The 23244-nt window shown below is 54.7% G+C and carries 19 protein-coding genes; 4 read left to right on the plus strand and 15 right to left on the minus strand.

Features of this window, described 5'->3' with window-relative positions; all coding sequences use genetic code 11:
• On the plus strand, window positions 1–586 hold a 586-nt coding region (locus AC2FLZ_RS18555; RefSeq protein WP_496882568.1), incomplete at its 5' end, for a hypothetical protein.
• 391 nt (window positions 587–977) lie between these two features.
• Here the strand turns inward: AC2FLZ_RS18555 and AC2FLZ_RS18560 are convergent.
• The 8 genes from AC2FLZ_RS18560 to AC2FLZ_RS18595 all read right to left on the minus strand — a co-directional run bounded on the left by AC2FLZ_RS18560 (window position 978) and on the right by AC2FLZ_RS18595 (window position 11493).
• A complete protein-coding gene (locus AC2FLZ_RS18560; RefSeq protein WP_496882569.1) occupies window positions 978–2480 on the minus strand; it encodes a M81 family metallopeptidase in 1503 nt (500 codons plus the stop codon).
• Window positions 2480–4126, minus strand: coding sequence for an amidohydrolase (locus AC2FLZ_RS18565; protein ID WP_496882570.1), 1647 nt, complete (start codon window positions 4124–4126; stop codon window positions 2480–2482). Before AC2FLZ_RS18565 ends, AC2FLZ_RS18560 begins: the two co-directional genes overlap by 1 nt.
• Window positions 4127–4138: 12 nt before the next feature.
• The gene (locus AC2FLZ_RS18570) at window positions 4139–5062 is read right to left on the minus strand and encodes an oligopeptide/dipeptide ABC transporter ATP-binding protein (protein ID WP_496882571.1); all 924 of its coding nucleotides are present in this window, start codon (window positions 5060–5062) and stop codon (window positions 4139–4141) included.
• The gene (locus AC2FLZ_RS18575; protein ID WP_496882572.1) at window positions 5059–6039 is read right to left on the minus strand and encodes an ABC transporter ATP-binding protein; all 981 of its coding nucleotides are present in this window, start codon (window positions 6037–6039) and stop codon (window positions 5059–5061) included. The genes AC2FLZ_RS18570 and AC2FLZ_RS18575 overlap by 4 nt, the downstream gene beginning before the upstream one ends.
• Window positions 6036–6893, minus strand: a complete 858-nt coding sequence (locus AC2FLZ_RS18580; protein WP_170362625.1) for an ABC transporter permease — start codon at window positions 6891–6893, stop codon at window positions 6036–6038. Before AC2FLZ_RS18580 ends, AC2FLZ_RS18575 begins: the two co-directional genes overlap by 4 nt.
• A 12-nt stretch (window positions 6894–6905) precedes the next feature.
• Window positions 6906–7844: an ABC transporter permease gene (locus AC2FLZ_RS18585; protein ID WP_496882573.1), complete on the minus strand. Its 939-nt coding sequence runs from the start codon at window positions 7842–7844 to the stop codon at window positions 6906–6908.
• 85 nt (window positions 7845–7929) lie between these two features.
• Entirely contained in the window at window positions 7930–9495 is a 1566-nt protein-coding gene (locus tag AC2FLZ_RS18590; RefSeq protein ID WP_496882574.1) for an ABC transporter substrate-binding protein, read from the minus strand.
• 21 nt (window positions 9496–9516) lie between these two features.
• The gene (locus tag AC2FLZ_RS18595) at window positions 9517–11493 is read right to left on the minus strand and encodes a CocE/NonD family hydrolase (RefSeq protein ID WP_496882575.1); all 1977 of its coding nucleotides are present in this window, start codon (window positions 11491–11493) and stop codon (window positions 9517–9519) included.
• A gap of 128 nt (window positions 11494–11621) precedes the next feature.
• On the opposite strand from AC2FLZ_RS18595, the gene AC2FLZ_RS18600 reads away from it, so the two are divergent.
• The gene (locus tag AC2FLZ_RS18600) at window positions 11622–12383 is read left to right on the plus strand and encodes a helix-turn-helix transcriptional regulator (protein WP_496882576.1); all 762 of its coding nucleotides are present in this window, start codon (window positions 11622–11624) and stop codon (window positions 12381–12383) included.
• 303 nt (window positions 12384–12686) lie between these two features.
• On the opposite strand, the gene AC2FLZ_RS18605 is transcribed toward AC2FLZ_RS18600, so the two are convergent.
• The 7 genes from AC2FLZ_RS18605 to AC2FLZ_RS18635 form a co-directional block, all read right to left on the minus strand.
• Window positions 12687–13622, minus strand: coding sequence for a phosphotransferase enzyme family protein (locus tag AC2FLZ_RS18605; protein WP_496882577.1), 936 nt, complete (start codon window positions 13620–13622; stop codon window positions 12687–12689).
• A complete protein-coding gene (locus tag AC2FLZ_RS18610; protein WP_496882578.1) occupies window positions 13619–14929 on the minus strand; it encodes an aspartate aminotransferase family protein in 1311 nt (436 codons plus the stop codon). Before AC2FLZ_RS18610 ends, AC2FLZ_RS18605 begins: the two co-directional genes overlap by 4 nt.
• 70 nt (window positions 14930–14999) lie before the next feature.
• Complete coding sequence (locus AC2FLZ_RS18615; RefSeq protein WP_496882579.1) at window positions 15000–16238, minus strand: Tm-1-like ATP-binding domain-containing protein; 1239 nt, start codon at window positions 16236–16238, stop codon at window positions 15000–15002.
• 26 nt (window positions 16239–16264) lie between these two features.
• Window positions 16265–17749 carry an aldehyde dehydrogenase gene (locus AC2FLZ_RS18620; protein ID WP_496882580.1) on the minus strand — a complete coding sequence of 495 codons (1485 nt, stop codon included), beginning with the start codon at window positions 17747–17749 and terminating at the stop codon, window positions 16265–16267.
• An 8-nt stretch (window positions 17750–17757) separates the two neighbouring features.
• Window positions 17758–19290 (minus strand): tripartite tricarboxylate transporter permease, encoded by a 1533-nt coding sequence (locus AC2FLZ_RS18625; protein ID WP_480521380.1) that lies wholly within the window; start codon window positions 19288–19290, stop codon window positions 17758–17760.
• A gap of 10 nt (window positions 19291–19300) precedes the next feature.
• On the minus strand, window positions 19301–19837 hold the full coding sequence (locus AC2FLZ_RS18630; protein WP_496882581.1) for a tripartite tricarboxylate transporter TctB family protein: 537 nt from the start codon (window positions 19835–19837) through the stop codon (window positions 19301–19303).
• Between the two features lie 62 nt (window positions 19838–19899).
• A complete protein-coding gene (locus AC2FLZ_RS18635; RefSeq protein WP_496882582.1) occupies window positions 19900–20829 on the minus strand; it encodes a tripartite tricarboxylate transporter substrate binding protein in 930 nt (309 codons plus the stop codon).
• A 106-nt stretch (window positions 20830–20935) separates the two neighbouring features.
• Here AC2FLZ_RS18635 and AC2FLZ_RS18640 point away from each other — a divergent pair, with 106 nt between their 5' ends.
• Window positions 20936–21748 (plus strand): IclR family transcriptional regulator, encoded by an 813-nt coding sequence (locus tag AC2FLZ_RS18640; RefSeq protein ID WP_496882583.1) that lies wholly within the window; start codon window positions 20936–20938, stop codon window positions 21746–21748.
• 1 nt (window position 21749) lies between these two features.
• A complete protein-coding gene (locus tag AC2FLZ_RS18645) occupies window positions 21750–23102 on the plus strand; it encodes an aminotransferase class III-fold pyridoxal phosphate-dependent enzyme (protein WP_496882584.1) in 1353 nt (450 codons plus the stop codon).
• Window positions 23103–23244 lie beyond the last annotated feature (142 nt).

Below are 23244 nucleotides of genomic sequence, written 5' to 3' on the forward strand. Positions count from 1 at the left end.
ATTCGCGTCATCAACTCGTGGTGAATATCTGATCAACGGTACCATCGGCCTGTCGTACAATGGCAATGCAATTGGGCCAGACAGCCTGCCGGGTTGGCAGGCACTTCAGGCGGAAGCGTCGGGTGGCGGTTACAAGGTGCTGTGGCAAAATGCGAACGGATCATATGCCGAATGGACTACGGATGCTTCGGGACAATATGTTAGCGGTGCTATCGTTGCCAATGTTGTGGATGTCGAGGTCTTCTATGGCCACGATATTGATGGAAATGGGACCATTGGTCCTGTTCAACCAAAGCTGAGCGTTTTGTTGGCATCCGAAATCACTACCGTGACGGTGGCTGAGGAGCCCGTGGCCTCCGAATGGGACGAAGATGTCGACTATCTGGAATTTAGGCCCGACTTGGCAACCTACCAAGATGATGAGGATATCTATGGGTTGGTTGTTTCTTGCGAAAAAAATAACTTTGACGCACCCTTTACAACCAACTCGGACGGTGCTTGGCATGAACCTGCAATTGATGTGTTGGACGAGGATGCTAACCTGACAATTGCATCCTTGCTGGAGGAAGACAGCTTCTGGTGGTGATGTTACCCCCGGCTTTGTTGGAGATACTGAACGGGCTGCGATTACCTAGTTCGGGGCCGCAATCAAAGGTTTGTGGGCCCCTTTGCGAACTCAAGCTGAAGACGACAAGTAACTTCTTTGGATGGGTGCGGATTTGTACGTTGCGCTTCAACTTCTCGCGCCTGCAAGCCATACCGAAGCAAAACTGTTTCCGACAAGTCGTGCGTTGAAGGTACCGGTGTTACTCTCGCTGTTTGTCATGTGCAGTACCCGGCTGGGCGCGAAAAAAGTGTAAGTTCCCGATTGCAGAGATATGCGGGCGGCTTAAAGCTGAGCATTCGAGGCTGAAGAAAGTTACTCCAGTGGAGCACTTCGCACGTCGGGGCGGCCCTGACATCAAAGGGCTATCATATTACGTCGCCTCAAAGGAAACATTACGGCTGTTGGGCACTCTTCTCGCGACAGAAGTGTAAGGAACTTTTTCGAGGTCGCAGAGAAAAACTCCGGGCGAAGCGACCGAATAGACATGGCTTGCAACAGGTTCGAAATCTGCCCGGAAATGCGCTGTGCTTTTGACGCAGATCACCGAATAACTCAAAGGGTTTAACCCAATATGAATAAAATGCGCGCGATCCAGGCATTGGTTTCGTATGCTTGTGACGACCAGGTCAATGTCGGCGTCGTGTCCAACCAAACGTAGCGCAGCTGTCTTGCCTAGCGCAGCTGTCCCACCGCCATACATTTCACCGGTATAGCGGCATGCGCCATCACTTAAGGAGAGCACTTCAAACTCTGCGCTGACTGGAACATGTCCGACCAGGTTCGACTTTGCGCCGATAGCCAGAATGATCCGCGCACCCTCCCCTGCCGCATGGGCCTGATTGGCACTTTCCGGATCATGGAACAGACCCATCAGAACGTTTTTTACCCCGCCCTCAATCAAAGCGGTCAGCAACCCCGTTGTATCTGACGTTCCGCCTGCGCCCGGATTGTCCTGAACATCGGCAAGAACGATAGGATCTTCGCGCCTTTGACGGCATGTGGAAACGGCCTCTTCCAAAGACAACATCTTACATTCTAAGCTGGCCTCACGGGACAGGAACATGTTGAGGATTTTTCTGGCAGCGGCAGCCGCTTTTGCAGCAGTCAAGGCATAGGCAATGCAGGATGGGCCTGTGTCAGGAAAATCCGCCGCCGTAAAACCAAGAGCGATCTCTGCCAAAATGCCTTGCCGTTCAAACTTGGCTGGCAGTTGATAGATATCATTGATAGGCGCAGAACCCGTATGTTGCGCATGCAGGGGGATCAGGTAGGGCACCGGTTGAAACGCCTTGTACAGGGTTTTGCCCGCTAGCAGGCGACGCAAGACAGGAACGCATCTTGCACCCGTTTCCGCCATATCCAAATGTGGGTAAGTGCGGAAAATCGACAGGTAGTCTGAGTGCTCAACCATTTCGGCGGAAATGTTGGCATGAAGGTCCAAACTTGCGACCACTGGAACATCTGGACCCACAGTTTCACGAACGCGTCGCAAAATCTCTCCTTCACCGTCAGCAAAGCTTTCCGTGACCATAGCTCCGTGGAGATCAAGATAGACGCCGTCAATCTGACCTGCGCCCCTTATTCCGCCCAACAGCATCCCGCAGATCGTTTCGAATGCGTGATCGGTGACATGAGCGGACGGCTCGGCAGAGCACCACAAAATTGGAATGACATCAAATCCCGCTGCCTGTGCCGCGACGGCGAAACCCGCGATCGGAAGGTTCATGCCTTCGGTTTCCAGAACAACTTGTAAACCGTGCAGCATTCCCGGCCAGGAATCTGCCATCTCAAACTCAGGCATCCCAGCCTTCGTCACACCGAAACAGTTGGTTTCATGCTGGAACCCCGCGATCACAATACGCTTGGTCACCATTATGCGTGCTCAAACTCTTGTTTAGTACACGCTGCCGAAAAAACACTTTCGCCATAGCGGATGGTTTCAAGCACGACAGTATCTGACAGGCGGTCCGGGTCGTGCAGTGGATTGCGCGAAAGAACAACAAAATCTGCAACTTTACCCGGTTCGATGGATCCGCGTTGATCTTCCTTAAACACCTGCCAGGCGGCTTCGATGGTTTGGGCCCGCAAGGCTGAACTAACGCTGATCTTCTGATCCTCGCCAAGCACACGACCAGAAGCGGATTTTCGGTTCACCGCACAATGAGCAAGATGGATTGGACGCGTCGGTGTGACCGAGGCGTCGTTGTGGATCGTGTATCGCACACCATACCGTTCGGCTGACGCCGCTGGAGATATCCGTTCGGCTCGCTCGGGGCCCAGGAAAGTATCGTAATGACGATCCCCCCAGAAGAAGACATGGGCGGGAAAGAAGCTGACGGTCAGACCAAGCCGGGCCATACGCTTCAATTGGTCATCCCTCAGAACCTGGCCATGAATAATGGTGTGTCGATGATTCTGGCGTGGGTGCGTAACAAGCGCCTTTTCCACCGCATCTATGAACATCTCGGCACCGGCATCGCCATTGCAGTGGCAGTGAACCTGCAAGCCCTGACTGTGGAGCTTTTCTACATCCGCATCCAACTGCTCTTGCGAGGTATAGGTCATTCCACAAGGGTTATCAGGGTTGGCAGGTTTGAAATATGGAGCAGACAGATACGCGGTCTGTAGTTGAAAGGCTCCGTCCGTAAACAGTTTGCGCGGACCCAGAGAAAAATGCGGGTTGCCCGGCCAGCTCGTACCAATCCATCGCGAAGACAACTCTGGCTCCAGATTTCCGACGGGCAAAAGCTCGATGTCAATTCCCGGATCCTGATCCTCAGGCAGGCTGGCGAAGTGATCCAGCATATGCTGCGACGTCCAGGCATTTTGGGCATAGGTCACACCATGGGACAGGTATTCGTCGCGACAGACGCCAAAGCCCAGCCAAAACCGGTCGCGGTCGATCAGGAAATCAGTATCGCCCATTTCTCCCATGGCCGTTAGCCCTTCGATCAATCCGGTCAGCGCTCCGGTTTCAGGATCACGACCGAAACGGCCGCCCTCTGGATCAGGTGTTTCACGGGTTATCCCGCGTCTTTCCAGCGCAAGGGAATTAGCCACACCATTGTGACCCGACGCGTGAATAACCCAGATTGGATGGCGTTGTGAAACGCTATCCAGTTCGGCCCGTGTGGGCATTCGGCATTCCTGAATAGACGTATTGTCGAACGACACGCCCATGACCCATTCACCCTCGGGTGTTAAATTTGCCTTTTCATGAAGCCTGTCCAACGTCTGTGACATGTGCCTGCAATCCCCTAAAGGAGGCGATGACAGATCGACACGGAACAGCCTGACAAAGCCCGGATCGGGAAAATGCCCATGCGGGTCGATAAACGCAGGCATCAGAGTATGACCTTCAAGATCATGTTCGTGACATTCTGCGGACATAACAGCGCGCAGCTCCGCTTCGGTACCAACTGCCTGAATTCTGTTGCCATCAGTCAGCACCGCCTGTGGTGAAGAGTTCTGCGCATCCATGGTCAGGATGGTGCCGTTGAAGTAGAGTGTGCTTGTCATTGGATTTCCTAGTTACGACAGCGGGGCCAGACATCGCAGCCCGTGGCCGCCTTTTACCTCCCATTCCGGGGTCTGGGTGCAGATGTCTTGAGCAAAGGGGCAACGCTCGCGAAACTCACAGCCAGATGGCCGCTTGAGCAGGCTGGGAGGCTCCCCTTTGAGAGCGATCCGTTCCAGTCGCGCATCCGGGTCCGGCTCGGGGTTGGCGCTGAGAAGGCAGCGCGTGTAGGGATGGCGCGGGTTGTTGAAGATCGTTTCCGTTGTGCCTTCTTCGACCAGACGGCCCAGATACATGATGCCCATTCTGTCGGCCACGTGGCGCACGACGCTTAGGTTGTGCGTGATGATGACCATCGCCAACCCCAGCGTTTCGCGCAGATCGTTGAGCAGGTTCAGCAACTCGCCCTGGACCGAAACATCGAGACCGGCAGTCGGCTCATCCGCAAGGATCAGCTTGGGCTCCAGCGCCAGGGCGCGTGCGACGCCCACGCGCCGGGCCTGACCTCCTGACAGCTGATACGGATAACGATCTGCAAAATGCGCAGGCAGGTTCACCATTTCCAATAGGCGCTTGGCCTCGGCATCCAGATCGCGGTTTTTCATACCCTGAATGCGATAGGGTTCGGTGATCAGACTGCGGATTGTTAGGCGGGGCGACAGGCTACCGACCGGGTCCTGAAACATCATCGCCATGTCTTTACGCAGCGGGCGCATGACACTTTCCGGCGCGCCCCGAATTTCCTGACCTTCGAATATGACCGAACCGTCCTGTGCAGGCGCAAGACCCGCAATCGCGCGAATAACCGTCGTTTTGCCCGATCCGCTTTCCCCAACTAGCGCGTAAGTTTCGCCAGGTTCTACGGTAAAACTGACACCCGCCAGAACGTTGACCGGTCCATAACTGGTTTTAAGATCCACGACATTCAGCAAGCTCATGTTGCGACCTCCTCGTGGTTCAGCCAGCATGCGGCGTGGTGGCCCTCTTTCAGTTGATCCAGTGGCGGCACATCGGTCGCGCAGCGCGCCATGGCCTGATCACAACGGTCCCGAAAGATGCACCCCCCCGGCAGGTTGGCCAGATCAGGCACTTCACCGGGGATAGTGGGCAAAACGCGGGCGCGTTCTTTGATGTGGCCGGGATCACAATCGATCAGACGACGTGTATAGGGGTGTTTAGGGTTGTGGAAAATCTCACGCACATCGCCGCTTTCGACAACGGCTCCTGCATACATCACCACCACCCGGTCGCAGAGTTCCGCGATCACGCCCAGATGGTGCGAAATAAACAGAATGGCACAATGAACCGCGCGCTGTAATTCTTGTAGGCGCTCGATGATCTGTACCTCAAGAGTGGCGTCCAATGCAGTGGTTGGCTCATCCGCGATCAAGAGGTCCGGCTCGGACATCAACGCCATTGCTATGGCTATCCGCTGGCGCATCCCACCTGAGAACTCATGCGGATACTGCTTTAGGCGCGCTTCGGGATCGGGGATGCCGACAGCACCCAGCATCTTGGCTGCGTGGGCCAGCTTGTCCGCTTTTGACTGTTTGGAACGGTGCTGAATGTCCAGCATCTGCTGCCCGATAGTGAGAACCGGATTATGCGTTTGCATCGGATCCTGAAAGACAATGGAAATGTCTGCCCCACGCAGGTCGCGCATCTGACGCTCGGAAGCCTGCAACAGGTTCTGCCCCTTGAACCGAACCTCTCCCTCGCGGAACCGCGTATTGGGTGCGGTCAAACGCAGGATTGATGAAATCAAGGTGGATTTACCGCAACCAGATTCTCCGACAATGCCAACGATTTCACCCTTATTGACGTTGAATGTGATGTCCCTCAAGGCTTTGAGGTCGCCACGGCCTGTTTCGTAGTCGACACTAAGGTGGTCGATTTCCAGAAGTGTATCGGTCATCGCTGTTTCCTCAGTTTCGGATCAACCACGTCGCGCAGGCTTTCGCCCAGGAACGTGAACCCAAGTGTTGCCAGAATGATCGGCAGGCCCCCGCCCACAACCAGCCACGGCGTCTGGCGGATTAGTGAATAGCCGTCCTTGAGCAGGGCACCCCAGCTGGGAGTCGGAGGTTTGACGCCCAGACCCAGAAATGACAGGCCAGCCTCCAACGCGATGACAGTGGGGATATCCATAGCCGCCAACACTGCCAGAACGCCGATGATATTGGGCAGCATATGAACGCCCAATATGCGCGCCATGCTGGCCCCCATCGACCGCTCGGCTAGAATGAACTCGGAATTGCGCAGCGTCAGTGTCTGGGTCCGTGCAACGCGCCCATAGGTCGGGATCGAGGTCGCCATGACCACGAACACAACCGTCTGCAGGCTGGGCCCGACCAGAGCCACAACAGCCAGTGCAAACATCACGGTCGGGAAGGACCGGATGGTGTCGAAAAACAGCATCAGTAGGTTGTCGAGCCATTTCGGCCCATACCCGGCAATCATGCCCAGTGTCAGGCCAATCGCCATCGCGCCGAACACGGCGGGCAATGCCACCTTAAGTGCTACCTGCCCCCCCGCGATTACTCGCGAAAATGTATCGCGCCCCAGTTGGTCGGTCCCCAACAGGTGCGCAGCGGATGGTCCTTGCATGCGCGATTTGATATCCATGGCAATCGGGTCGTAGGGCACGATCCAAGCCGCGAATATTGCGCAGAATACGATGATGCCGACAATGATCAAGCCCATTAGACCAAGCGGGTCGCGGGCGACCCCGACTATGATCTGGCCAAGTTCGGAACGAGATTTTTCCATCACTCACCCTCCTCAATGAGCCGTACGCGCACGTGGATCGAGCAGCGCATTGACCAGATCAGCCATCGCTGTCGACACCACGAACAACGCTGTTGAGATGAGGACTGAGCCCATCACAATCGGGTAGTTTCGGGTGGTAATGCTATCGATAACCAACTTGCCCAGACCCGGCCGGGCAAAGACGATTTCCGCAAAGACGGCAGAGCTCAGAAGAAAGCCCATCCCAACCCCGATCACGGTAACCACTGGCAGAATGGCGATACGTAAGGCGTAAACCATGACCACGCGACGTTCAGCGATACCAAATGCCCGGGCCGTGCGTACATGGCTTTCGCCCATGACTTCCAGCATCGATGCCCGAACCAAACGGGCAATGTAACCGACCCAGCTGAGCCCGATGGCGAAGGCTGGCAAAACCAGATGGTCAAGGCGATCCCAGAACCCTTCCCCTGCCCCAATGGCAGGAAACCACTGCAAATTAACGGCGAAAACCAACAAAGCCAAAAGCGCAACAACAAAGGCCGGAGCGGCAACAAAACTGACGGAAATTGCGGCGGCCATCCGGTCGATCATCGTGTTTGGATGCGCAGCCGCATAAGCGCCAAGTGCGATACCAAGACTTGCGGACCACAGGATTGATGCAAAAATCAGCTCCAGAGTGAACGGCAATTGCTGAAACACAATCTCAGTCACAGACCGACCCGAGAAGACATCGGTGCCAAGGTCACCCTGCAAAAGGTTCGAGTAAAAGATCAGCAGCTGTTTCCATATCGGTTGATCAAGACCAAGTGCGGCGGTGAGTTGGGCCTGAAGCTCGGGTGTGGCGCGCGGACCCAGCATGATCTGGACCGGATCGCCTGGTACAGCGCGGATCATCAGGAACATGACGGTGACCGCCACGAAAAGGATGAGTAGCGACAGCCCGAAGCGACGGGTTGCGAAGTTCAGCATGGCCAACTGGCTCCTTGTGGCTGGATGGCGTTGGTTATGGAGCGGCGAGTGTTAGCGCCCGCCGCTCCCTGTCGACCTAGGGAGGTCAGGTCGACTTGCCAAAGTAACGCAGCAGCGACAGCCCGTCCGGGCGCAATGCAGGAATGACACCTGCGCTATGAATAACCGGCGTCGCCTCGTGCGTGATGAAGCGATAGGCACCGCTTTCTTCCATCAAATCCTGCGCACGCTGGTACATTTCAGCCCGCTTTGCGATATCTGTTTCCCCAGACGCAGCTTCGTGGATTTCGTTGAACTCTGCGCTGTTAAAGCGTTCCCAGTTCCACTTGCCAATTTGCTCGGGCGTAAACCACGACGTCGCATAATACGGGTCCGGCGTCATCGAATAGCGGTTCAGAACAAGCTGCAGGTTTTCGTTGTCGCCAGACGCCCAGAACGCACCGGATTCCAGAACGTTCACCTCAACCGTGATACCAATTTGTGCCAGCGTCGCCTGAATGATCTGTGCGGTTGTCGTGAACGTCGTCTTGTTTAGCGTGTCAAGGGTCAGCGTAACGTTGGTTTCACCCGATTCCGCAAGCAGTTGCGCCGCTTTTTCGAAATTTGCCTCAGGTGGCACCAGCGAAGACGGCCGATGCCCAGCCAGACCCGGAGCAATGATCCCGGTTGCCGGCTCGGCGGCACCAAAATAGGCAGCTTCCAGAATACTGGGGACATCTACGGCATGTTGAATCGCTTGCCGCAGTTTCTGATTTTGCAGCTTTGGATGTTCAACATTCATTCCCATCCAGACATAATAAAGCGAGGGTTTCTCAACCAGCGAGCCACCATTGGGAACACCAGCGCGATAACGTTCGACCGAACCCAGCGACACGCGAGTCACGTCCAGTTCGCCCGCTTCAAACGCGATCTCGGCGGTGTTTTCGTCGTCGATAGGATAGATTTCGATTGCGTCCCAGGTCGGAGCATCGCCTTTCCAATCAGGGTTGCGCTTGAGAACCGTTTTTTCCTTGGGCGACCAGCTATCCCGCAGATATGGGCCAGACTCTGCTACCGGATCGGCACCGATCCGACCACCGGCTGCTTCGACCGCTGCTTTCGAGACAATGTTTCCGGTGATGTAAGGCAGGGCAATCGACCAAATCGGTGCGAAGGGTTTATTCAACACAATCGTCCCTTCACGTTCACCGGTCACTTCAACGTGGCTGAACGGTCCCAGGTCGGGTTTGTTCGGGCTGTCGGTCGTGTCATCCACGATCCGTTCCATGCTGAACTTGACGTCCTCGGCGGTCATGGTGCCAAAGCCGTTGGTGAAGCCGATGCCGTCACGCAATGCAAACTTGATATGAGTGGGGTCAACCTGCTCGATCATCGTTGCCGCGTCCAGCTGCCAACCCCATTCCTCGCCTGGTTTATACTGGATCAGCTTGTTGTAGATTGCGGCATGTACCTCTTCTTCCACGACACCAACCGAGTGGGCCGGATCCATATTCTGTGCATCGCCATAGGCCCGTACCCGCAGAACACCGTCGTGTGCTGCAAATACGCGATTTGCCCACCCCATCGGAAGCGCCGTGGTCGCTCCAAGCGCGGTTGCGCCTTTCAGGAACCCGCGACGACCAACATTGGCCTTTGTCCATTCTATCTTCATAGTATCCTCCCTGGGATTAAGTCAGAGAAATCCGCGTGGAATGGTTTCCGACCATTCCTTTGTCAGGACTTCGGTTTCATCGGCGCCTTCGGTGGCGCGAAGTTTGCGGTAGAGGTAGAAATTCTGCGTGTCGCAACTCATGCGGCATTCGGTCGAGATAGCGACCTGCCAGTTTGCCCGTTCAAAGGTGAAATTCCAGGCCGTCTCAAACCGGGCAGTGGCCGGGTCATCCGGATGTATGCCGTAATGCATGCGCACATCACTGCCGACAATCAGGCCGTGGTAGGGATCGCGCGATTTACCATAGTCATCAAACGTCTCAAGCACGATCCGGCCATCTTCGGTTTCGGTATGTTCGGATCGCGCGGTTGGCACCCGCAATTGCTCGGCGTCAAGAACCGGAAACTTCTGCGCCGGACCGGGTTCAGAAGCCTGGATTTCCCGCGACACTTCGCGCACCTGTAGATGCAGAGCGCAATCCTGCAAGTGCAATGTCACCTCTGCCAGATCTGGCGACGGCCAGATGATAGGCCAGTAGGATGTCGACATGGCCAGCCGCAACACGTGACCCTCACGCAATCGATGTGCACATTCGTTCAGGGCAATCTCGGCCTCGTAAATCTCACAGGGATGTAAGATTTCGGGCGCTTCACGACTGCGGTAATGGCACAGGTTCAACGACCGATAGCTAATGCGCTGTGAAATACCCTCGGGCGATACATCGCACAGGCGCGCAACAATCTGGGCGACGGGCTTGTCCACCGAAAACCGAAACTTCAGTTTTGCCCGCCCCAGCAATTCCATCGACGTAAGCAACGGCGCGCTGTCAAAACTCAGCGACAAGGCATCGTCGCTTGCCTGATCGCCGGGCAGCTCGTTATCGACGCGCATACCCGCACAGAAATACCCACTTTGCTTGCCGACATGGCAAGGCGACGCAATAGTTGCAAAGCCTTGGGATGGGCTAGTGGAGAACCCGCCCGGTCCCAGATGCCAGATCTGTTCGTGTACGTGCGGTGATGGCCAACGACCTTCGGCTATCCAACGACCTTGTCGAGGGCCGTTTTTCGGCGTCGGGTTGAAGTGCTCTTGCATGTATGTCCGGTACGCAGGCAGATCTTCGGCGCCATTTTCCTGTCCTTTCAACCATCGATCAAACCAGCCGATGACTTCAGAATGGAAATCCGCAGGATCAATTTTCGAGATATGCGCATATCGATGTTCCCACGGCCCTATGACGGCCTTGGTGGGCGATGTCAGGTTAGCAGCCAAAGCTGTCGGGGCGTTGACATACGCATCTGCCCAGCCGGTTATGGCTAAAACCGGGACTTGGATCGCAGACCAATCTTCGCAAACCGAGCCGCGCTTCCAATAAGCATCCCGTGTCTGATGACGCAGCCAATCGGCGGCTGAAAATGGAACGTTATGCAGCCGCGTCAGCCAGTCCTCTCGCCAGTCTGCACGTAAGGCCGGATCTGCGGGCCTGGTCAGATAAGCGAACATCTGACTACCCCAGTTCATGTTGTCGCTCAGCAGGCAACCACCCATGAAATGAATGTCATCTGCATAGCGATCCACGGTCGAGGCGACGCTGACGACAGCCTTCAACGCAGGCGGTTGCCGGAAAGCCAGTTGCAAACCATTAAACCCACCCCAAGATATTCCGATCATCCCAACGTGACCGTCGCACCAATCCTGCGCTGCGATCCATGCGATGACTTCTTCACCATCACTCAGTTCCTGTTCCGAGTATTCATCTTCGAATTGCCCTTCGCTGTCGCCCGTACCGGCGATATCAACCCGAACGCAGGCATAGTCAGCCTCGGCAAATACCTTATGTGTTGTTTCATCCCTGGGCGCTGTGCCGTCGCGTTTGCGGTAAGGCAGGTATTCCAGAATGGCCGGAGCTGGACCGGTTTCGGGTAACCAGAGTCGAGCAGCAAGCCTCCGCCCGTCGGAGAGTGTGATCCATGTGTTTTCGACGGTTTTAACTGGCATCCGAGAGCTTGCTTTTTGCGAACTGAGGCCGAAGAAGAAAACAATTTGCAGAAAAAACAAATTGTGCAATCTTATGCGAAGTGATGCTATTTGCAGCGTAATAGCGTCAAATCGCGAAAGGTTTTTCCATGTCCCAGTATTTTTCTGCCAACCTGAAGTCGCTATGCGCAGAACACGGCAATATTTCAAAGATTTGTCGGGATATTGGCGTCAACCGGCAGCAGTTCAATCGGTATCTGAATGGCTCCAGCCTGCCTTCGGCCCACAACATGCGTCGGATCGCGCGCCATTTCGGCCTGACAGAAGCCGAACTGTTCGCTGAAACTGCTTGCTTTGAGCAAATGCTAAAGGACGTCTTACTACCAACCGGAAAAACGCCCGCAGACGCGTTTCTGGATCCTTTTCGGGGCCAACACAAAAACCTCAGGCGCTATGTTGGTTTCTATCACTCGTTTTTCTGCACGCCTTCCTGGGAAGGGAAGATATTTTGTTCGTTAATCCGTATTCAGGAAGTTGATGGGCTTTTCACAATCCGGTCCCGCGAAATTGCCACATCGCAAGACAAAAGCATGCACCAGATTTCTCGTTACGTTGGTTTGGTGACAATGCGGGGAAACAGGATATTTATAACCGAACATGAGTTGATGCGCGAAGGCAGCGTTGCCAATACCATCTTATATTCAGCGCACCGCCAGCAACTAAAGTATCTGCGGGGAATGACGATGGGTGTTGCTTGGCGCCCTTACCCGCATCCTTATGCCGCCAAAACAATCTGGAAGCGCCTGCACGAGCGGGTAACCGCGCGCGAGGCCATTGCCGCCTGTGGTATCTACTCAACCCATAGTACCAAGATTGATCCAACTGTCAGGAAACACCTTACCAAGGAATGAAGCGTCGGAACGATGTGGATGTCGCTCTAATTTCTCAAAAACGCGTCCGGTTTATCAATTGGGTTTTCCAATCTTTTGGTGGGTCGCGGGCGAGATGATCCCGTGAACGTTACCGAATATTGGGCGGCGGCCCAGATTTGGTAAATCAACAGCTCATCGTGGCACGATCAGCTTGAACTACTGGCTCCAATAGTCAGTGCCTGCCGCGGTGAAACTGGCGTCACGTCGATAACTAAAGTGCCCTGTTCAGAGAAGTGTCAAAGTCTGCGGAAAAAGCTTTCGGGATTGATCGATTTCCCCACATTACTCGTCGAGATATGCCAGAGCTAGTCTTCTGGTTACTTCAATGAAGCTATCATTGCGAGCTTTGGACCCTTCCTCATGCATCCGATTGACGATCCAGCCGACATAGGTGGCTGATCTGAGAAGAAGAAACAAAGCAAGAGGCCCCACATCAATATCCCGGAGTGTAGAATACCCGTCAATCAACGCGGTACAGAGGTCCGGGTAGTCGTCCTCGTTGATACTTTTGAGAAGTGTTGTGGCCAGATCAAATAACCTGAAACCAAATCCGCAGTCATCAAAATCGATTAACCACAGCCTTTCACCATCAACCATAATGTTCTCGCGAACCAGGTCTGCATGGATTAAACCAAAATCCAGGTTTGGTTCCATGTTCTTCAGATCAGCCATTGCTCGCGCACGCGCTTCGCTAAACAACGCTCTGTCTTCCCCAGACAGGGTTGGGTTCTCCCAAAAACGGCCCCATACCGGGTTTTCACCAAGTAACCCTTCGCGATTCCATGAACACCGTTGGAACCCGTCGGGAATATCCCAAGCATCTGAAATATTATGCAGCTTAGCCATTTCACGGCCAATGTTTCGAAACAGGCCTGCCCTGTCATCCGAGTGCAACGCCTGCCCCGTTTTCCCCATCGGACTGCCCGCAATCCACGTCAGGACATCGATTTGAATGCCATCGGCGACATGCAGGAATGCCCCGGAAGCCGAGGGAACGGGTCGCGGCACATTCAATCCACCCTCAGACGCAGCAGCCATCCACTGTAACTCGGATCGGAGTTCGTCGTTCGATCGATATCCGCAACGATGCAACCTCAGGGCATAGGTTTTCCCTTCGCAGTCGACGCGAAACACCTGGTTTTCACGCGCGGCAATCAGTTTGAAAGCTGCACCGGACATTCCCCAATAGGTCAGTGCCTTTCTTACCGTGTCAGTCATGAGCGTAACAGGGTCTTCGCCAAAACTTCGTCGAGCGTGTCAAACAGTAAATCGGCATTGTCGATCGAGAACGGCATTGGAGGCCGTATTTTCAACGTGTTTTTATACCGACCCAGCTTGGAATGTATGATACCTTGATGTCTCATCGCGTTAATTATTCGATCGGTGAATTCGCTGGCCGGTTCCTTGCTGTCTTGGTCCAAAACCATTTCAGCTCCGAAGATCAAACCGGACCCACGCACGTTGCCAATAACGTCGTGCTTCTGCGCAAGCGCGTGCATTCTTTTGCGGGCATGCAAGCCCACATTCTTCGCGTTCTCCAGTAATTGCTTGTCTTCGATCTCTTCCAGCACCGCCATCGCTGCACTACAGGAGACGGGATTGCCGCCAAATGTATTGAAATAGCGATAGCCCTTTCGAAAAGTAGCAAGGATTTCTGTTCGTGTAACAACTCCTCCCACTGGATGGCCATTCGCCATAGGTTTCCCCAGTGTCATGATATCCGGCACAACTCCCATTTTCTGGTGTGCCCACATATGAGTACCCGTACGGCCAAAACCTGATTGGACCTCGTCGCAGATCAATAACCCCCCTGCCCTGCGCACAACTTCAGCAGTTGGTTTCAACCAACCGTCCGGGTGATCAGGAAAACCTTCGTTCAGGAAGTAAGGGCATAGTATCAGCGCAGCAAAGCCGGTGCCCGATTTTTCATGCTCAGTGATCTGTTCTGCAACGGCGTCAGCGAACATAGTGCCGTCCGAGTCCGGATTGCGATAGCTGTCCGGCGCTTTGACGAAGCGAAAATACTGTTCAAGCCCGAAACCCACAGTAGGAATATTCGATTTACTCAGTTGGCTAACCAACGAGGTGTTACCGTGATACGTCGCATCCGTGGCGATGATCCCGCGTTTCCCAGTCATGCCCTCGGCCATACGGAGGGCTATATCATTTGCCTCAGAGCCAGTGCAGGTCATAATCGCCGTATTAAGCGATTTATCCATGGTATTGGTTAGTTTCTCGACGTAGTCCAGAATTCCGTCATGCAGATAGCGTGTATGGGTGTTTAGTGTGCTAGCCTGTCTGCAGATCGCCTCGACCACGCGCGGGTTACAATGCCCAACATGCGGGACGTTGTTGTAACAATCCAGGTATTTGCGCCCGGCCGCATCCCATAGCCATACCCCTTTCCCCCTGACAAAATGAATGGGATCGTCGTAGAAGGTTGAGACTTTGGGTCCAAGCAGTCGTTCCCGGTCGGCCCTAAGCTGATCTATTGTTCTGGGCATTTTCTGTCCTTCGGCCTGCATATTCCGCAGGTGATTTTCGAAGCGACGCGACGGCGTCCGAGCGTAAACAGACCTGTTCAAGTGACGGAGATTAGCGATTTTTGCGGATCACACCCTTCTCGACCCAGGCATCAAATTGCACGAGAACCGCTTCGCAGAACGCGGTGTCGTTGATATGAGCGTCAAGTTCCGTCATTGGCACACGGCCCGGTATAACCTTGCGCGCTTCATCCACCATATCTGCCAGAGCTTCAGGATCATGCGCAGCCCCGCCTTCCCTGTCCCATGCTTCAACCCCCTGAACAGGCAGGAAAAAGTGAACAGGTCCGGTTGCGGCCTCCATTCGATTGGCCAGTTCACGGATCCAATTGCGACGCTCATCCCCATTAAAAACAGAACTCTTGATCAGTCGGTTATGCACGTGAAACGGACGATCAGAATATTGGTCGGGGATGTTCTGCCAACCCGCGAAATCCAACAGGTCCAGCGCTCCGGGCGCGATCATCTGAGGCGTGCCCACCCGACCTGCACTGGTTACACGCTCCTCGCCGCTGGACACGACAGAACCCGCCAAATAATTCCCGAATTCCTGCATGCAGAAATCCATCACGCAGGCAAATGCGCCCTCGCCAGCCAGCTTTTCAAATGCCATGCCACCCATACCGGTAGAGTGGAACACCGCCACCTCAAAACCGCGTTCCTCCAACGCCGGTTTCAACGCCTTCATGTAGCGCAGACAAGACGTACCAAGACTAGTCATTCCAATCAGTGGCTTGTTGCGGTCCGGTGCAATAGCGGCCTTAGTCGCGCCAACAACTGCCCCGGCTGCCTGACTGAGTGAAGACTGGCAAATCGAATTCATACCATAGAGCCCGCCAGCCCACAGGATCATCTGAATATCCGGCGCCAGACGATGCGGAGGGATCAGCGGCGAAAAGCTGACCGTAGAGACAATGTACTTTGGCACACCCATCGGCAGCGCTTGTGCACAGTCCAGCGCCAGATCGGTGCCCATGGTGCCGCCGGTGGCCAGCATCCCGTCAAAGCGGCCATCGGCATAGGTCTGAGCAACCACTTTTGCGGCACCCGCGGACATTACCCGAAAAGCTTTGTTTTCATCCCCTTGTGCGATGACTTCATCAATGGTCATGCCGCCAGCAGCAGCGACGTCGTGCTTGGAGATGTCGGTTGGCGTCCTGGGATCACCCAGAACTGAGACATCCATTGTCAGCACATCAGCGCCTTGTGCGTGAATTGCGTCTTCAATGAAACGCATCTCGGCTTCTTTCGTATCGTAAGTGCCGATCAACAGAATCGTTTTCACAGTCATGAGCTCCTCCTTCGTTGCGCAGCCATTCAGAGCTTGATCCAGGCCGTCTTCAGGTCGAAGTACTTCTCAAGCGCGTGTAAAGACTTATCGTGCCCATTGCCGGACTGGCGCACTCCACCGAGCGGAACAGTCAGATCAGCACCGCCATAGGTGTTCACATGTACGACGCCAGTGCGGATACCAGCCACCATGCGGTGGGCGCGGCTAAGGTTAGATGTCCAGACACCGCCAGCCAGGCCATAGACGGTGGCGTTGGCTAACCGGATCGCGTCTTCTTCCGTTTTGAAGGGTGTCACCGCCAGAACGGGGCCAAAGACTTCTTTCTGAAACAAGTTGTCCGTCTCTTTTACCCCGGCCATTACGGTCGGAGACATGTAATAGCCGCCACTCTCCATCAGGATGCGATTGCCACCGGTGCGCCGCTCTGCCCCTTCCGCCTCGGCTTTGGCAACAAAATCCAGATTGGCCTCAAGTTCCGACAGGCTGTGAACGGCACCAATCTGGCTGTTCAGGTCTAGCGGATCGCCGACGCAAAAGTTTTCAGCATGGCGCGAGACTTCGACCACGAAATCCTGGTAGATGTCTTCCTGAACAAGAAGGCGAGAGCCAGCGACGCAGACCTGACCGGAGTTGCGGAAGATACCTGCTGCGGACACTTTGGCGGCCTCGGCCAGGTCCGGGGCGTCGTTGAAGACGATGTTGGCTGACTTACCGCCCAATTCAAGGTAACAGCGTTTCAGATTGGAACGGGCGGAATACTCCAACAACCGACGACCCGTTGCGCCTGACCCAGTGAACACCATAATGTCCACATCCATCGACAGTGCCAGCGCTTCGCCCACGACCGAGCCACGCCCTGTCACGACGTTGAACACGCCATCCGGAACCCCAGCTTCAACAGCCAGTTCAGCAATCTTCAAAAGGCTGAGCGAAGCGCTTTCCGCGGGTTTCAAGACCACGGAATTGCCTGCGGCAAGGGCCGGAGCAATTTTCCAGCTGCCGATCATCAGCGGAAAATTCCACGGTACGATTGCACCCACCACGCCGACCGGGGCGTGGTGTACAAGGCCAAGAACATCATGACTGGTTGGCGCGATCTGACCATAAATCTTGTCAATTGCTTCGGCATAGTACCGAAATGTCGCCGCCGCCGAAAGCGCCTCGGCCTTATAGGCCATGCTGATCTCGGTGCCGTTGTCACGCACCCCCAGAACAGAGATTTCCAGCGCACGTTCTTCGATCAAATCCGCCAGCTTCAGCAACACTTTCTTGCGCCCCGACGGTGCCATGTCAGACCATCGCCCGTCCTCGAATGCAACCCGAGCGGCCAGGACGGCTGCGTCAATGTCCGCCGCGCTTCCATCGGCGATTCGAGTCAGAGGTCGGCCATCGATGGGCGACAACACTTCGACCTGCGCACCCGTTTCACCGTCGGTGAAGTGGCCGTTTATGAAGTGGCCGCGCGGAGCGATTTGCTGCGCTCGCAGCGCGTCGATTAGGGACTGATCCATGGAAAATCTCAACCTTGTTGATTTGGGTGATCTGCATCGACGGGCTCGGTGCTTGGTTCCGGTCTCAGCTTGTTTCTGAATTCGTAGTACAGAGCTCGAAAGTGCAGAATGAGGATCAGAACAATCATACCGAACAAGATTGCGGCAATCGGTCTATCAACAAAATCCAGCGGTGAATTAACCCGAGCCATGGCGCTGCGGAGCTTGACCTCCATAATGCCGCCCAAAACCATGCCCAGGATGATTGGAACGATCGGTAAGTCCAGCCGTTTGAGGACTAGACCGAACACTCCAAATGCCGCGGCCAATGCACAGTCGGTGATCGAATTGCGCAGGCTGTATACGCCAACAAATGCCAGGATCAGGATCATGATGCCCAGAAAACGAGTTGGAATCTGAATGATCTTCAGCAGCAAGTTGGTCGAGAACAGCAAAAACACCAGAACGATCACGTTCAGCAGGATCAGCGCCATATAGAGGGCCATGACGAAATCCATCTGGTTTTCGAACAGCTGCGGCCCAGGTATCACATTGTGCACATAAAAGACTGACAACATCATTGCTGTCAGTGCCTCGCCAGGAATACCCAACGCCAGCAGCGGGATCATCGCCGCTCCGGGCACAGCATTGTTTGCGGATTCAGAAGCCACAAGCCCCTCGGGCGAACCATCGCCAAAGGCTTCTGGATTTTTGGAGGTTTTTTGAGCGTATGTGTAAGACAGGAACTGCGAGGTGAACTCGCCGGTCCCCGGCACCATGCCCATGAATACGCCGATGCTGGACGACACGGTCGCGATACGCTTGAGGCCAAGCAGCTCTTTTAATCCCGCAAAGATGCTGCCGCCAACACGTGCTTCACCTGGTGTGTGGTTTTTTTCAAGCAACAGAAGCAATGCCTGACTGATTGCGAACAGTCCCAGCACAACAACAATCAGGTCTACCCCTGACGCCAGCCAGCTTTGTTCGAATGTGAAACGACGGGTGTATTTGACCGGCTCCAGCCCGACAGTGTTCAAGAACAGGCCAAATGCCGCCAGCATGCCCGCCGCAAAGATCTGGCCACGATGAGCGAGGATTACCAATATGATGCCAAGCAACGCGGCCAGGAAAATCTCACGGCTGCCAAAATGCGGGGCAACGAGTGCCAGGACAGGCGACAGGAGCATAAGGCAAATAATCGAAAAGATGCCTCCAAAAAATGACGCCGAATAGGCCAGCGACAACGCCCGATGACCCTGGCCGCGCTTCGTCATCGGATAGCCGTCATAGGTGGTCAACGCATTGACCGCCGTGCCCGGTGTATTGATCAGGACGGCAGGGATTGCACCGCCATACATCGAGGACCCATAGATGCCTAGCAGCAGGGTCAGGCCAACGATGGGTTCAAACGCGAAAGTGGCGGGTAACAGAATGGCAATTGCCACCGGCGCTCCAACCCCTGGAAGGGCGCCAATGATCACGCCTCCGATCGATCCGATCAAAAGAGCAGCGAAAACCGACCATTGCGCAAGAATCGAAATACCCGAAAATAGAGCGTCCATCGGCGAAACCTCAGAGATACGTCAGCGCAAACGCGCGGACCGTGTCCGGCAAATATTCATAGACAGCGCCGGCCGGGATTTTCACTTGCAAAAAAGCCCGGAAGATGACCGTGACACAAACACCAAACAGAGCGGCACAACCGATACCCTTTGCGTCGCGAAATCCGGTGCGAATTGCCAAAAACACGGCAAAAATGACTGTCGCGGGAAGATACCCAAGCAAGGGAACGGTTTTTACGTAAACGAGGAAGTAGAAAACATATTCAAACGACCTCAACCAGAATGCCACTTCGGTCCAGCGCCCGTGACGCCGCTGCGACATTGCCGAACTGAGCCAGTGCAGAAATCCGAAAACCACCATGGCCCATAGGGATATCATTGGCCAAAGATTGGGTTGCGCGAACCACTTGGTTCGCTTGACAATTTGTGTCTGTTCACCCAGCTGCATTAACAAAAAGACAGCAAACACGAGGAACACGAACGCAAAAACTACATCGCCAGGGCGGCGATATCGTTTGAACATGTCCTGTAAGGTTTTCGCGATCATCTCTACCTCCCCACCGATTAAAACAGACCCGGCAGTTTGAATCCTGCCGGGCCAATCTTGAGTTATTCGCCCAGAATCTCTTCGATTTTGGCGAAAGAGGCTTTGTCTTTTTCAATCTGCGCGTTGGAGGCGTCCGGGTCCTGCCAGTAGATCAGCGCACCTGTTTCCTCGGCAAGCTGCTTGGCTTTGTCGGAGCTCAGAGCCTTTTGTGCGGCTGCCGCGATCTTCTCGCGCGCCTCTGCCGGGGTGTCTTTGTGAACGAACAGACCGTTCCATAGTGCCAAAGGCAGGTCAGGATTTAGCTCGACAACAGTCGGAGTGTCGGGGACCAGGGAAATCCGCTCACCGCCGATGCTGGCCAGAACATTCACCTGATCTAAGCAGGACAGTATAAGTTGAAGTGTCGTGTTGATCACGTCCACGTCGCCTGAAGTCAGGGTGTTGCAGTCCAGAGCATCAAATGCGGCTTCACTGGCGAAATCAAACCCGCTGCTGACAGCAGCTGCGAATGTCACCTGGGTGGGGGGCAGGACAGAGCCGAAATGCCCCAGTGCAACATCGTTATCTTTGCCATGTTCCACCAACTCCTCCCAAGATGAGAAGGGTGCGTCTTTGCTGGACGCTATCACGAACGGATAGGTCAGGAAGATGCCAATTGGGTCAAATGGGTTGGGGTTCAGCTCTGGAATGCCAATCTCGGGGCCAATCACCGGCACGCCTATGACAAAAGAGCCGACTGTATAGCCATCGCCCGGAGCGGTGGCGACCTCGACAGCGCCAGGGAACGGACCACCGCCACCGCCAGGTTTGTTCACGACTGCCGCCGGCACGCCGTACATTTCCTGGAATTCATCTGCGATCAGACGTGTCAATACATCCTCCAGATCGCCCGGCGGCCACGGAACGACGAAGGATACAGGTTTCTCTGGATATTCAGCAAAAGCAGCTGATGCAGAGATCGCCATTACGGCAGCGGTAAGAACTTTCTTCATGGACTCCTCCCATTATTGGTTCAAATAATGAACCCATAAGTCATGTTTATTGTTGCGTTGTTAATTACATTGTGTCAAGTATTCTCTTAAGGAGGAGGGGAAACTTATGGGAACTGCTCTTAATGCTTTGAGATTGTTGGAGTTATTCTCAAACGCACGGCCAGAAATCGGGCTGACCCAGATGGCTCGGCTATCTGGTGTCAATAAGGCGACTGTTCTTCGGCATCTGCGTGAACTGGAAGAGTTCGGATTGATCGAGCAGAATCAGGGAACGAAATCATATATGATTGGCCCGGCGGCACTGCGTCTTGCCGCGTTGCGCGAGACTGCAAACCCCGGCCTCAAAGCAGCGCGCCTCAAAATGCAGAGCGCGGTGCAACAAGCAGGAGAAAGCCTGCACCTTTCTCTTCTGGAAAACGACATTCTTCAAACGGCGCTAGTGGTCGAGACCACTCAGCACAGCGTTCGCGTTAGCTTGGACCCCACGGAAGTCCTTCCGCTCAATGCTACGGCCTCAGGGTTGTGTATGCTTTGTTTTGGCCCCCCATCGCTTTTGAAAGGCCTCGAAAACTGCGACTTGCCACGTATTACGGACTCTACGATAACGAATCTTGAACTCATTCAAGAGCGTCTCGTCGAGGTAAAAGAAACCGGCTGGTCCTATAGTAACGGAGGTTTCGAAACCGGTGTCCACGGCTTTGCAGCCCCGGTTTTCGGAGTAGATCAACAGGCGCTTGGAACGGTTTCATTTGCGGTTCCTGAAATCAGAACCGCAAGCGACAGACAGCCGCTTCTACTGAATGCCCTGAAAAAAATTTCGCAAGAACTTACGGCGATTTTTGGTGGTCAAGCCCCTGCAAACTTTCCAACTGAATTTCGACCGAGAACTCGGTCGGACGCAATTCCCGGAGAATTTTGAGATGAAGGATTCCAACTTCCTGAAGGAAAACAACGCCCGCTATTTTTGGCATCCGATGGCGCACCCAGCCGACAGCCATAAGAACCCGCCGACCATTTTGGTAGGCGGCGAAGGGGTAAGCATCATCGATGTCGACGGCCAAAAGGCCATCGACGCCGTTGGCGGGTTGTGGAACGTTAATCTGGGCTATTCCTGCGAACCTGTGAAACAGGCGATTGCGGACCAACTGAATGCGTTGCCGTATTATTCAACGTTCCGCGGCACCAGCAACGACAAGGCGATCGAATTGTCATACGAGCTGGCCCGGTTCTTCGAGCCAGATGGTTTGACCCGCGCGTTCTTTACTTCGGGTGGATCCGATTCGGTTGAAATCGCCCTGAAAATGGCTCGACAGTACCACAAGTTGCGCGGCGAAGACGGGCGCACCAAATTCATAAGCCTGAAACAGGGATATCACGGGACCCATTTTGCCGCAGCGTCGGTCAACGGCAACCAGAAGTTCCGCGCGGCCTACGAACCGATGATGCCAGGGTGTTTCCACATCCCGGCGCCGTGGGCGTATCGCAATCCTTTCGACGAGACCGACCCCGAGCGTCTGGCACAGCTTTGCGTCAAAGCATTGGAAGCCGAGATTGCATTCCAGGGCGCAAATACTGTTGCAGCGTTCATCATGGAACCCGTTTTGGGTGCCGGTGGTGTAATTCCACCGCACAAGAGCTTCATGCCTTTGGTGTGCGAGGTCTGCTCGAAACACGGCATTCTGTTGATCTCGGATGAGATTATCACAGCCTTTGGCCGCACCGGCAGCGAAAGCGGAGCCCGGCACTGGGGTGTGCAGCCGGACATTATGACGACGGCCAAGGCTATTACGAATGGGTATTTCCCTTTCGGCGCTGCGATGATTTCCGGTCAAGTTGCCGAAGTGTTCGAAAGCGATACCACCGGCAAAGCGTCAGTCGATCAGGGCTACACCTATTCCGGCCATCCGGTCGGAGCGGCAGCAGCCTTGGCAGCACTTGCGGAAATTAACCGCCTTCGCGTGTGGGAGAACGCCGCCGCTCGCGGGGATGAACTGTTTGCCGGCCTGAAAAAGCTGGCCGACAAGTACGACGTGGTCGGCGATGTGCGCGGCGGTGAGGGCCTGATGTGTGCGCTGGAACTGGTTTCGGACCGCAGCACAAAAGAACCGATTGCCAAGCATCTTCCCTTGCAGGTTCAGAAGGCAGCATATGATGATGGTGTCATGGTTCGGGTGTCGGGTAACAACATTATCCTGTCACCACCACTAATCATTACGTCCGACGATGTGTCTAAAATCCTGTCGGCGTTGGATACTGGTTTGGCAAGCCTGTAAGATCTTCCCTGACCTCGCCATTACAAGGCGGGGTCAGACTTTGACGGCTTGGAGTTCTTCGAGCAGGTCGAGGAGTTGATTGAGTTTTTCTTGTCCCATTTGTTTTTCGATACTTTGGTAGATCTGCAGAGAGGTTCCGAGG

The sequence above is a fragment of the Ruegeria sp. YKSF131 genome (assembly GCF_059612645.1).

Bases quoted from the DNA above. Each gene is read 5' to 3' on its own strand.
- AC2FLZ_RS18560 (WP_496882569.1), bottom strand. From the start codon at position 2,480: ATGGTGACCAAGCGTATTGTGATCGCGGGGTTCCAGCATGAAACCAAC.
- AC2FLZ_RS18565 (WP_496882570.1), bottom strand. From the start codon at position 4,126: ATGACAAGCACACTCTACTTCAACGGCACCATCCTGACCATGGATGCG.
- AC2FLZ_RS18570 (WP_496882571.1), bottom strand. From the start codon at position 5,062: ATGAGCTTGCTGAATGTCGTGGATCTTAAAACCAGTTATGGACCGGTC.
- AC2FLZ_RS18575 (WP_496882572.1), bottom strand. From the start codon at position 6,039: ATGACCGATACACTTCTGGAAATCGACCACCTTAGTGTCGACTACGAA.
- AC2FLZ_RS18580 (WP_170362625.1), bottom strand. From the start codon at position 6,893: ATGGAAAAATCTCGTTCCGAACTTGGCCAGATCATAGTCGGGGTCGCC.
- AC2FLZ_RS18585 (WP_496882573.1), bottom strand. From the start codon at position 7,844: ATGCTGAACTTCGCAACCCGTCGCTTCGGGCTGTCGCTACTCATCCTT.
- AC2FLZ_RS18590 (WP_496882574.1), bottom strand. From the start codon at position 9,495: ATGAAGATAGAATGGACAAAGGCCAATGTTGGTCGTCGCGGGTTCCTG.
- AC2FLZ_RS18595 (WP_496882575.1), bottom strand. From the start codon at position 11,493: ATGCCAGTTAAAACCGTCGAAAACACATGGATCACACTCTCCGACGGG.
- AC2FLZ_RS18600 (WP_496882576.1), top strand. From the start codon at position 11,622: ATGTCCCAGTATTTTTCTGCCAACCTGAAGTCGCTATGCGCAGAACAC.
- AC2FLZ_RS18605 (WP_496882577.1), bottom strand. From the start codon at position 13,622: ATGACTGACACGGTAAGAAAGGCACTGACCTATTGGGGAATGTCCGGT.
- AC2FLZ_RS18610 (WP_496882578.1), bottom strand. From the start codon at position 14,929: ATGCAGGCCGAAGGACAGAAAATGCCCAGAACAATAGATCAGCTTAGG.
- AC2FLZ_RS18615 (WP_496882579.1), bottom strand. From the start codon at position 16,238: ATGACTGTGAAAACGATTCTGTTGATCGGCACTTACGATACGAAAGAA.
- AC2FLZ_RS18620 (WP_496882580.1), bottom strand. From the start codon at position 17,749: ATGGATCAGTCCCTAATCGACGCGCTGCGAGCGCAGCAAATCGCTCCG.
- AC2FLZ_RS18625 (WP_480521380.1), bottom strand. From the start codon at position 19,290: ATGGACGCTCTATTTTCGGGTATTTCGATTCTTGCGCAATGGTCGGTT.
- AC2FLZ_RS18630 (WP_496882581.1), bottom strand. From the start codon at position 19,837: ATGATCGCGAAAACCTTACAGGACATGTTCAAACGATATCGCCGCCCT.
- AC2FLZ_RS18635 (WP_496882582.1), bottom strand. From the start codon at position 20,829: ATGAAGAAAGTTCTTACCGCTGCCGTAATGGCGATCTCTGCATCAGCT.
- AC2FLZ_RS18640 (WP_496882583.1), top strand. From the start codon at position 20,936: ATGGGAACTGCTCTTAATGCTTTGAGATTGTTGGAGTTATTCTCAAAC.
- AC2FLZ_RS18645 (WP_496882584.1), top strand. From the start codon at position 21,750: ATGAAGGATTCCAACTTCCTGAAGGAAAACAACGCCCGCTATTTTTGG.